The 11366-nt window shown below is 46.5% G+C and carries 11 protein-coding genes; 3 read left to right on the forward strand and 8 right to left on the reverse strand.

The window, feature by feature from the left end; translation table 11 throughout:
• The first annotated feature begins 40 nt into the window (after positions 1–40).
• Positions 41–958 (forward strand): LysR family transcriptional regulator, encoded by a 918-nt coding sequence (locus NE638_RS02540; RefSeq protein WP_173738842.1) that lies wholly within the window; start codon positions 41–43, stop codon positions 956–958.
• Between the two features lie 119 nt (positions 959–1077).
• Here the strand turns inward: NE638_RS02540 and NE638_RS02545 are convergent, their stop codons facing one another.
• Positions 1078–2376: a dicarboxylate/amino acid:cation symporter gene (locus NE638_RS02545; protein WP_015526900.1), complete on the reverse strand. Its 1299-nt coding sequence runs from the start codon at positions 2374–2376 to the stop codon at positions 1078–1080.
• A 1-nt stretch (position 2377) separates the two neighbouring features.
• Complete coding sequence (gene rfbD / locus NE638_RS02550; RefSeq protein WP_015526899.1) at positions 2378–3229, reverse strand: dTDP-4-dehydrorhamnose reductase; 852 nt, start codon at positions 3227–3229, stop codon at positions 2378–2380.
• Between the two features lie 332 nt (positions 3230–3561).
• Here rfbD and NE638_RS02555 point away from each other — a divergent pair, with 332 nt between their 5' ends.
• A complete protein-coding gene (locus tag NE638_RS02555) occupies positions 3562–6090 on the forward strand; it encodes a leucine-rich repeat domain-containing protein (protein ID WP_059085329.1) in 2529 nt (842 codons plus the stop codon).
• Positions 6091–6259: 169 nt separating this feature from the next.
• Entirely contained in the window at positions 6260–6757 is a 498-nt protein-coding gene (locus tag NE638_RS02560; protein ID WP_015526895.1) for a QueT transporter family protein, read from the forward strand.
• A gap of 62 nt (positions 6758–6819) precedes the next feature.
• On the opposite strand, the gene NE638_RS02565 is transcribed toward NE638_RS02560, so the two are convergent.
• The 6 genes from NE638_RS02565 to NE638_RS02590 all read right to left on the reverse strand — a co-directional run bounded on the left by NE638_RS02565 (position 6820) and on the right by NE638_RS02590 (position 11222).
• Complete coding sequence (locus tag NE638_RS02565; protein ID WP_021650746.1) at positions 6820–7542, reverse strand: SigF/SigG family RNA polymerase sporulation sigma factor; 723 nt, start codon at positions 7540–7542, stop codon at positions 6820–6822.
• Positions 7543–7544: 2 nt separating this feature from the next.
• Complete coding sequence (spoIIAB, locus tag NE638_RS02570; RefSeq protein WP_015526893.1) at positions 7545–7970, reverse strand: anti-sigma F factor; 426 nt, start codon at positions 7968–7970, stop codon at positions 7545–7547.
• Entirely contained in the window at positions 7954–8313 is a 360-nt protein-coding gene (locus tag NE638_RS02575) for an anti-sigma factor antagonist (RefSeq protein ID WP_044961012.1), read from the reverse strand. The genes spoIIAB and NE638_RS02575 overlap by 17 nt, the downstream gene beginning before the upstream one ends.
• A gap of 125 nt (positions 8314–8438) precedes the next feature.
• Positions 8439–9764 (reverse strand): tetratricopeptide repeat protein, encoded by a 1326-nt coding sequence (locus tag NE638_RS02580; RefSeq protein ID WP_021650743.1) that lies wholly within the window; start codon positions 9762–9764, stop codon positions 8439–8441.
• 10 nt (positions 9765–9774) lie between these two features.
• Positions 9775–9927 (reverse strand): hypothetical protein, encoded by a 153-nt coding sequence (locus tag NE638_RS02585; protein ID WP_015526890.1) that lies wholly within the window; start codon positions 9925–9927, stop codon positions 9775–9777.
• Positions 9924–11222, reverse strand: coding sequence for a bifunctional folylpolyglutamate synthase/dihydrofolate synthase (locus NE638_RS02590; protein ID WP_173745739.1), 1299 nt, complete (start codon positions 11220–11222; stop codon positions 9924–9926). Before NE638_RS02590 ends, NE638_RS02585 begins: the two co-directional genes overlap by 4 nt.
• Between the last annotated feature and the right edge of the window lie 144 nt (positions 11223–11366).

The raw sequence follows: 11366 nt of genomic DNA on the forward strand, positions 1-11366 counted from the left end.
TTTTACCTATATACCAATTTACAATAAAAGGAGATTCCATATGACCATCCGCCATCTCACTGTTTTTGCGGCCGTTGCGGAACAGGGCTCCATGAGTGCTGCTGCCAAACATCTTTATCTTTCCCAGCCAACAGTCAGTCAGGCCATCCGTGAGCTGGAAGCTCATTATAACGGCCTTCTCTTTGAACGTCTTGGAAAAAAGCTTTATCTCACAGAACGGGGAAAGATTCTTCTTCCCCATGCCCGTGAAATGATCCGCCAGTTTCAGCAGCTGGAAGAGCTGATGCAGAACCAGGGACAGTCTTCCACCCTGAAGCTTGGCTCCACCCTCACTGTGGGAACCTGCCTGACCCCATCCATTATCCTGGATCTGCAGAAAAAAATCCCGGACCTTGACGTTTACTCCTTTGTCACCAACACGCAAAATATCGAACAGAAGCTTCTGCGTTCTGAGCTGGACGCTGCTGTGGTAGAAGGTGAGATCCATTCCCCGGACCTTGTCGTTCTTCCCATCATCGACGACTGCCTGGTCCTTGCCGCCGGAAAAAAGCATCCGTTTTACCGCAGAGGACGCATCCATGACCAGGAGCTGAACAACCAGAAATTTGCAGTCCGGGAATATGGAAGCGGTACCAGACAGCTTTTTGAAGATTACACCCTTCGCCATGATCTGAAGATCCGGACTGCCTGGGAAGCCAACAGTCCGCAGGCACTGCTGAACGCAGTGCTGTATAACCAGATGCTCTCTGTTATGTCCATCCGTCTTATGCATCATGAGATCCGTCACCGTTCAGTCCGGGTCTTCTGCAACGAAGCAGGGGAATGGAACCGGAAATTCAAGCTGGTCTATCACAAGAATAAGTTTCTTACCCCTGCTATCTTTGAGCTGGAAAAGATCCTTCACACCTATCAGCAGCTGGAACTACCCTCTGTCATGGGTGTTCTGGAACAGGAATAAGCAGGGGACTTACCTGATCCAGTAAAAAAACGGCCGCACATATCGCTCTTACGATATGTACAGCCGTTTTCGTTTTTTATCTCACCCGACAAGGTCGGATCTTTTTTTGAACCGGATATTTAGTTTGATTCGTTGAACACGTTTTTATCCAGTGCACCGTTCTGGTGTGCAACGATGGTTGTGCAGACTGCATCACCGGTAATGTTAACCGCTGTTCTGGTCATATCCAGGATACGGTCAATACCCATGATCAGACCAATTGCCTCAACCGGAAGTCCTACAGAGTTAAATACCATGGTCAGAGTAACAAGACCAACACTTGGTACACCGGCAGTTCCTACGGAAGCAAGGGTTGCAGTTCCGATAACTGTCACATAATCCATCGGACTTAAGTGGATACCGAAGGCCTGTGCCGCAAATACTACGGCAACACCCTGCATGATAGAGGTACCGTCCATGTTGATGGTAGCTCCAAGAGGAATGGTGAATGAAGAAATCTTCTTGGAAACACCCACTTTTTTGGACAGGGTATCAATGGACATCGGGATCGTGGCATTGGATGTAGCTGTTGAGAATGCAAATGCCATAACCGGGAAAAATTTCTTGATGAATTTTATCGGATTCAGTCCTGTGAAGATCTTCAGCAGGATCTGGTATACGCCGAAGCACTGGATTGCCAGTGCAAGGAGAACACCGATCATATATTTTGCCAACGGGATAAATGCGCTGAAACCGATGTTTGCAAAGGTTCTGCTGATAAGGCAGAATACACCGATCGGTGCAAGTGCCATGATCATCATGGTCATCTCCATCATGATGTCATTGAACTGGCTGAAAAAGTTCGCTACTGTCTCTGCGCGCTCTCCCATTTTCGCAAGGATCACACCCACGATCAGGGCAAATACGATAACCTGAAGCATGGTTCCGCTTGCCAGGGAATTGATCGGATTGTCCGGAATGATATTCAGGATGGTATCCGTAAGAGAGGTCGCCTCCATAGTCTCCACAGAGGAAGCGGAGGACTGAATAGAGCTCATATCGAGTCCCACACCCGGATTGATCAGATTACCTACCGTCAGAGCAACCGAAACAGCCAGAGCTGTAGTTGCCAGATAAAATACCAGTGTTCTCACACCTACGGTTCCAAGCTTCTTGGTATCACCGATGGACATACTTCCGCAGACAAGGGAACAGAATACCAACGGTACAACCAGCATTTTCATCAGACGGATAAATCCCTGTCCGATCACATAAAGGATTCCCTCCACGATCACATCTTTCTTGAAGCTGCTGTCAGGAACCAGGTAACAGAGAATGATTCCCAGTATCGCACCTGCGATCAGCGCCACAAAGATCTTCGTGGTAAGGCCCATTTTCTTTTTCTGCTGTGTTTTCTCTTTTATATTTTTCTCTTTCATTCTAGTCCTCCGCTCTTTCATCCATATATTCTTTCAGCGATGCTTTCCAGTCCGGCATGTCATACACTTCAATAATACGGAGGATAAAATTATCAAGGACGGCATATGGCGGTCTGACAGAAGAAAGATCTGACTGCTCTGTCGGCACGGATCTCAGTTCGATCTCCTTTCCTGCAAGGCGAAGGATCTCGGTTGCAAACTCATAACGGTTGCATACACCGCTGCAGGTTACGTGATAAGTTCCATATTCGTTGGTATCGATAAGATACAGGATCATTCTTGCCAGATCCTTGGCGCTGGTCGGTGATCCGAACTGATCCGAAGCAACGGAAAGCGCCTGGCCTTTTTCTGCTGTCTCCAGCACACGGTTTACAAAATTGTTTCCGCCTTTTCCGTATACCCAGTTGCTTCGGATAATGAAATGTTTGTGTGTAAACTCTTTTACATAGTTCTCTCCGGCTCTCTTGGAACGGCCGTAAACAGTCAGCGGATTGGTATCGTCAAACTCTGTATACGGTTTTTTGCTCTTTCCGTCGAAAACATCATCTGTGGAAAGCTGGACGATCTTTGCCCCGCATTTTCTTGCCACGATGCTTAAGTTTCTTGCTCCCAGTGCGTTGACACGGTATGCATGTTCCGGATTCTTCTCACACTCATCGGTATCTGTGATACCGGTGCAGTTGATGATCACATCCGGACGGTTAATGGAACCGAAGTTGATCACTTCATCTGTGTCTGTGATATCCAGCTCATCAAGATCTGTGTTCAGAGTCTCGATCTGCATTGGATCCAGAACATCATTCAGTGCCCGTCCGATCTGTCCGTTGGCACCTGCGATCCATACTTTTAACATCTTTCTACCTCCCTGGTGTAATATGTGTGATATATAAAATAAAGAGACATTGATTTAGATCAAAACCAATGCCCCTTTAACCTATATACTGTAATATATTTTATCAATATCACAAAAAACTGTCAAGAAAAAAGCCCCTGTTTCCATAAGGTTCCTGCTGCTGATGTTACTGCCCACCAGCAGTATTTCCTCAAGATGTTTTTGTGAACAGAATTTACAGAAATCCTGAGGATCGGGAGTTCCATAACTCCCGATTTTGTATTGTAAATTCTGTCCCATGAATTATAATCTAAACAGGAGATCATCTAAAAACACATACAAAGGAGAAACTTATGAAAAAGCTAAAAAAATTAACATCTCTGCTATTTCTGTTCTGCTGTCTTTGCTTCTGTCTGATCCTGTTTCCACAGACAGCCCGGGCAGGCTCTCTTACGCCAACCGCACAGGACAATCTCAATGTCAGGTTACGCCGTACCTCTGATCTTATTCCTGTTTCCGGCGGATACATGAGGGTCTTCCACCAGAAAAATTCTGTCGGCGTTGAATATTACGATAATGATCTGAAGATCAGAAGCAAGCGCAAGATCAACATGGAGCTTCCACTGTGGGGTGGCTTTTATGCCGGATCTGACGGATATTATCTGGTAGAAGGCCAGACAAACAACAAAGAAAACGATTCCGCTGAGGTCATCCGCGTTATCCGCTACGATACAAGCTGGAACCGGAACGGTGCAGCAGCAATTACCAGTAACCCGGAGCTTTTTGGCGGTGAGGTCCGCACGCCCTTTGACTATGGCTGTGTGGAAATGACAGAAAGCAACGGCAAACTCTATGTTGTTACCGGTCACGAAGGATATGTGGATCCCTCTGTCGGTCAGGGACATCAGGGCTTCCTTATGGTCGAGATCGACCAGGCAACCATGAAAGGAAAGATCGTTTCCTGCGATCTGTGGCATTCCTTTGCACAGTATATCAAATCACAAGGTTCTTATCTCTACGTACTGGAGCAGAGTGAGGGTTCACGATGTACAATTCTTTCCAGATACGACAGCACTACACTTGCCTGCACCACCATAGAGCTTTTGCCATACGGAGGCTCACATACTTCTGTGTGGGCACTGGCCTGCTACGCAAGCGTTGACGGCATGGCTGTTTCCTCTGACAGTGTATTATGCGTTGGCACTTCCATCGATCAGTCCAAATATGATAAGGTATCTGAAAACACGCCTCATAACCTTTATCTGTCCGTCACACCAATGTCTGACTTTTCCGAAAAAGCAACCATTACCAGGAAGCTTACCAACTTTACAGGCGGAGGAAAAAGCTTTGCGGGCGTAAAGATCACCAAAATAAATGACAACCGTTTTATGATTTCCTGGGAAGAATACGTCTCCGACGATAACAAGAAAAACTCTTCCGCTAACGATCCGCTCTCTTCCAGCACCCTTCATTATCTTTTTGTGGACGGAAAGGGAAAGAGTCTCAGCAAAGAGTTTACAACAGCTGCTCCGATTTCTGATTGTCAGCCTGTGGTAAAGGATTCCAGGGTCGTTTATTATGCTTCAAACTCCAACACCTTGAACTTTTATTCCATTAATTCCGACAACGGAAAAGCTGACAAAAAAACTTACCATATCGCAGGTGACAACGCAACCTGGAATTTCAAAAACGGTATCCTTACGATCTCCGGCTACGGACCACTTTCTATTTCCACAGAGGAAAACCACCGATACCCGGTCTCTTCAACAAAAGGCTGGTTTTCCTTCTCCAACGATTCCTCCTGGAAAGCTATCAAAAACCAGATCAGAAAGGTAATAATAAAGCCCGGGATCACAAGTATTTCCGAAAGGGCCTTTGTTTCTCTTCCTGAGCTGAAAGAAGTGGACATCCAGAAAGGGGTCACAAAGATCGGAAAAGAAGCTTTCGCCTACTGTGACAAGCTATCCAGGATCAACATACCTGATACTGTTAAAAGCATTGGAACGGATGCTGTGTGGGGCGGCTACGGGTATGTCAACTCTCATGCATATTTTTGCAAGATCCATGCTCCGTACGGCTCTTACGCAGTTACATATGCCAAGAAAAACAATATCAGCTATGCATGCAATATTTCCGATGCAGCTGTAACAGGGATCAAAAAAACATATACCTATACAGGCTCTGACATAAAGCCCGTTCCAACCGTAACTCTTGGAAAAGCAAAGCTTTCTGGCATCAATGATTATCATGTGACATACCAGAACAATAAAAAAGCAGGAACTGCTACCCTGAAGATCATCGGTGATTACCATTTCTACGGAACCATCACCTTAAATTTCCAGATCACTCCTGCAGCCACACCAAAGCCACAGACTGCAAAAACATTCCGGGATGCTTATAATGTCTACACAGTCAATACCACCGGGACTTCCGTAGCACTGAAGGGACCACGTTCACGCAATACTGTCACTGCAAAGATTCCGGCCACTGTCAAAGCTAACGGAAAAACCTACAAAGTCACAGCCATTGCAGCCAATGCCTTCAAAAACTGTAAAAACCTGAAACAGGTAACGATTTCAGGAAATATCACAAGCATAGGTGCCGGAGCCTTCCAGGGATGCACAAGTCTTCGTACTGTAAAAATCGGTTCCCGAGTTTCTGCGATCGGCACAAAAGCTTTCTGTGACTGTAAGGCCCTTACCTCTGTCACCATACAGACAGGACGTCTTACTTCCAAAAGCTCAGGTAAATATATCTTCACAAGAGCAGGTCAGAATAATTACAAAAAACTGACTGTAAAGGTTCCGGCAAGCAGACTTTCCTCTTACAAAAAGCTGTTTCAGAGCCAGGGTCTGTCCACACAGGCCAGGGTTATCAAATAGTCAGGATCGTACCTTGCATTTCCACGCCCCTTATGCTATACTCAGTTTCGCTGCAAAAGCCCGCAAAAACCAAGGTCGTACAGGGCTTACAAGGCGGTCACCGCCTATAAATGTGCCGAGTGTTCGTGACCTTCCACTCGTAAAACAAAACTAAAGGAGAATAAAAAACATGAAAAACAAAGGTACTCATTTTCTGGTACAGGGAGCTGCCATTGCAGCTGTATATGTTGTCCTGACACTGGTATTCGCGCCACTTAGCTTCGGTGAAGTTCAGATCCGGTTTTCCGAGGCGCTGACCGTGCTTCCGTTCTTCACACCGGCTGCCATCCCGGGACTGTTCGTGGGATGTATCATCGCCAATCTTCTTGGCGGTGCGATTCCGGTTGACATCATTTTCGGAAGCATTGCCACACTTATCGGTGCATTCTTTACCTACAAGCTTCGCAATACAGGCAAATGGACAGCCCCAATCCCGCCGATCGTTTCCAACATTGTGATCGTTCCTCTTGTGCTTCGTTACGGATATGGCATTAACCTTCCTATCCCGTTTATGATGCTCACAGTAGGAGCCGGCGAATTTATCTCAGCCGGTGTGATCGGTATGATCCTTCTTGGAGCACTTTCCAAATACAAAAATGTACTTTTTCATAAAAAAGCAGCAGTCTGACTAAATCTGCTGCCCACAAAAAGGAGCCATGAGAAAACAGCAGCATTTCTCATGGCTCTCTTTTATTTTTTCTCTGCGGATTCCTGCAGACTGCGCAGGATCCTCTTTTCCATTCTGGATACCTGTACCTGGGATACGCCAAGCTCATGGGCGATCTCCATCTGGGTCATGTTCTGAAAATACCGCATATAGATCAGCCTCCGCTCCTTTGCCTCCAGAGTTCCCAGTATCTCTTCCAGAAAAATCCTGTCCAGTACTTTTTCCTGCCGGTTTTCTTTTTCCGGAAGCTTGTCCATCAGAGAAATCTCCGTTCCCTCACCCTGATAGATCGTTTTGTGAAGAGATTCCACCTCTGCACCGGATTCCATGGTCATTACCAGTTCTTCTATGGAAATTCCCATTTCCTCTGCCATTTCTCCCGTCGTAGGTTCCCGCTCCAGCCGGCGTGTCAGTGCTTCTCTCACCTGATAGATCCTGTAGTGGTTTTCCTTCAGAGAACGGCTTACCTTCAGTATCCCGTCGTCCCTGAGATAACGTTTGATCTCTCCGATGATCATGGGAACGGCATAGGTGGAAAATTTCACATCATAGGACATGTCAAACTTATCCACAGCTTTCAGAAGTCCGATGCTGCCGATCTGGAACAGATCCTCCATCTCCACCCCTCGTCCCAGAAAACGCTTTGCCACACTGTATATCAGTCCTGTATTTTCCTCAAACAAAAGATCTCTTGCCGCTTTATCCCCCTGGTGTGCACGCCCGATGAGGACAAGAGTACGATCCATAGTTACCTCCTGATGATCTTTTTCATGTGCACTGTAGTTCCACGGCCAACCTCCGATTCCACCTGAAGCTCATCCATAAACGCCTCCATGAATGTAAACCCCATACCGGAGCGGTCTTTATCAGCCTTTGTGGTAAACAGAGGCTCCATGGCTTTTTTGATATCCGGGATCCCGGCTCCGTGATCTGTCACATCTACCTGAAGCTCCTGCCCCCGGAGACGACATTCTACCCGGATCTTATGTATCTCCCCTTCATACCCGTGTATGATGCAGTTGGTCACTGCCTCCGATACTGCAGTCTTCAGATCCGAAATTTCCTCCAGCGTAGGATTCAGCTGTGTGCAGAATGAAGCCACAGCAACTCTTGCCAGTGCTTCATTTACCGGTCTGCTGTCAAAAATGATCGTCATTTCATTTGTGTTTTCCATCATAAACACCCTCCTGTTCACCTGCCGATTTTTTAATTCCACAGATTTCAATATATTTTCCCACTCCGGATAGCCGTAAAAGCTTTGCAATATGACTGTTCACATTGACAACCTGCACACATTTCCCCCTCATGCCAAGTGCCCGGTACCTACCCATCAGCAGACCGATCCCGGAACTGTCCATAAAAACGGTCTCTGAGAAATCAAAAATCATATTTTTTATATAGTTATGTCCAATAATCCGGTCTGAATCTCTCCGGATCTCATCAGAAGCCGGATGATCCAGTTCCGCCGGAAGATGTACAGTCAGCACGGTTCCGGATTTTTCAAAACCTGATGTCATTCTATCATTCCCCCATTTTTGATTTTTTATTCCATTTCTCATGACCAAAGGGTAAAAAAAGAGGAATGCGCCAACGCACATTCCCCTTATCCGAGGTTTCTCCTCTGTATGAATTATGATATTTTTTATTCTGTATAACCTCCATCGTAAGAGGAATCCTCATATCCTCCGTCACTGTAGCTGCTGTCTTCTCCGGAATCTCCGTCAGAGCTCTGTGTATCTTCTCCATCCGAAGCTGCGGCATCCGCTCCAGCTTCAGCTGTTCCATCTGTACTGCTGTCAGCACTGGACGTTCCGTCAGAAGCTCCGCTCCCGATCCCGCTTACACCGGTCTTTCCGCTGATAGTACTGTAAATCCCCTTTGCAGAATCTGACAGTGTATCCACATATACCTTCTGTAGTTCCAGCGCCGCTGTATCCAGATCCTCCTGCTGCATGGCAGTATATGCATTAAACAAAGCCTCATAGCTCTGACTGCGTTTCTGCTCTTCCTCTGCCTGCTTGGCAACTGCATCTGCCGTATCACTGGACTGGGCAGCTTCTCCCTGAGCTTTGGTAAGCTCCACGCTCTGGCTGGAAAGAGAATCACTGTACTGTATGATCTGCTGATTGGCCTGCCTGTAAATATCCTGTTTCACAGCCGGCAGTACAAGGAGCCAGAATGCTGCCGCCCCTGCCGCAAATCCAAGTACTGTGGTAAAGAAAAGTGATATCTTTGATCTTTCTTTATAAGACGACGGCCTTACAACGATTTCTCCTGAAATATTATCATTCTCATTTTTTTCATTTCCAAACAAGCCCTTACGCCGTTTTTCCATCTTTGTGGTAACACCCGTCTGCTCGTCAACTTCACGCAGGAAACGAAGTGTGGTGGTATTGGTCTTGTCGATCCTGGCTGCTTTTTTCAGGGTCCTTCTCGCCTTATTCCACTCCTGATTCTTCATCTGGATCAGAGCAAGAAGATGATACCCCTTGATCAGCTTGGGATTCTGGGACAGGATCTTTTTCAGGCGGATGGCCGCCATATCCTCATGGCCTTCCCTGCACATGGCAAGGGCATTGTTATATTTCTTGATGCTTTCGTTGATTGTTTCCAGTTTGTTCTGGTTTGCCTGAAGCCTGGCAATATATTCTGAAGCCAGATTTCGGTTCTTCTGGATATTCTTGCTGATGACCCACTCACTCAGTGCGGCAACCACCTCACCGGTCTCAAAATATACAAGACCAAGAAGATTTCTTGCACGGATATTCCGTTTGTCATAGGCAAGACTTTGCTTCAGACAGCTGATCGCCCCAGACAGATCCCGGATGCTGGCTTTTTCCAGCCCCTGATTATAATAAAGCTTGGAAAGATAATCCACCTTCTTCTGGATCAGTACATTGGCTCCACAGTGCGGACAATAATCCAGATCTGTATCCGTCAGGAACGCTCCACAGTTTATGCAGTTCATCCACTTCTCCTTATCTTACACGTCTGTTGCTCTTGACCTCACGCAGCATCTCCTGGAGTACATCCATGATATCTGTGATCTCCCGGTCATAAATGACACCTTCTACATCTGCCACATCCAGACATGGTTCAAATTTCTTCAGTTCCTCTTCGTAATCGATCATAATTTTTTCCTCCTGATCACAGCCTTGATCTCACCGACCAGATAAAGGGATCCTACACAGAACAGCATTCCATCCTCACCTTTTTCCTTTGCTGCCCGTTCAAAAGCTGCTGGAACATCCTCTATTGCTTCCACTTCCGGTACTCCGTCTTCACGGAAGATCTCCGCAAGCTCTTCTACCGGAACTTTACGGTATCCGCCTACCTGTGTGACGATCACATGTCGAAAACGGATCCTGCTACAGATCGTGCGGATCATATCCGTATAGTCCTTGTCATCCACTGCGGAAAACAGCAGAGTCAGAGGAATTTCCTTCTGGAAATGTTCTGCTGTCTCTACAAACTTCTCAACACCGTCTTCGTTATGTGCGCCATCCACGATCACACCCGGAAGAACCGTTTCCATCCTTCCCTGCCAGCGTGTTTTTGCCATACCAGCCTTCAGAGCCTCCAGAGATACCGGAATCTGATTTTCCAGTACCTGAATGGTTTTCACCGCAAGAGCTGCATTCATAACCTGATAACGGGCGATAAACGGTATATCAAATACGGTATCGCCATATGTCTCGTCCTTAAGAGAAAATCGGATTCCGTCCTTTGTGATCTTATGGATCTCTGTATCTTCCCGTTTCAGCTCATAATATGGACATCCCAGCTTCTCTGCATGCTCACGCATCACTCCGGCCGCATCCGGATCATTTCCATCGTAGATCACCGGAACCCCCGGCACCATGATCCCTGCCTTCTCTCCTGCGATCTCGGAAACTGTATTTCCAAGATACTGCATATGATCGAGGCTGATGGATGTGATCACACAGGCTGCCGGATTCTCCACAGCAGTGGTTGCATCCAGACGTCCGCCAAGACCGGTCTCCAGTGTTACATAGTCCACGCCGGCTTCTGCAAAGATCACCATTCCCATCAGAAGGAGTGTCTCAAAATAGGTGGGATGATAGCTTCCCTCCGCAACCAGCTCATCGGAAAGCTTCTTAACTTTTTCAAAAGCACGAAGGAAAGTATCGTCATCGATCACTTCCTCGTTGATCTGAAAACGCTCGTTGATCTCCACCAGATGAGGAGATGTAAAAAGTCCGCAGGAATATCCTGCTTCCCGAAGGACCGATGTGATAAAAGCACAGGTACTTCCCTTTCCGTTGGTTCCTGCCACATGGATCACACGGAATTTCCTCTGCGGATCTCCAAGTCTTCTTAAGCATTCTCTGGTATGGTCCAGGCTGTTCTTAGTAGTAAATCTCGGTATATCTTCAATATACGCAACTGCTTCTTCGTAATTCATAAAAAAAACCATCACTTATCTATAATGTATTCGTAAAGAACTTTTGGGGAGAAAAGCTTCTCCCCTCCTGTTCGTTACGATACCATTATATAATAGTGGTGGAAGATGTCCAGTCCTAATCGTAATATTTTATCCGACATTTTT

Source organism: Blautia sp. MSK.18.38, from assembly GCF_024460535.1.
Taxonomy (GTDB): Bacteria; Bacillota; Clostridia; order Lachnospirales; family Lachnospiraceae; genus Blautia_A; species Blautia_A fusiformis.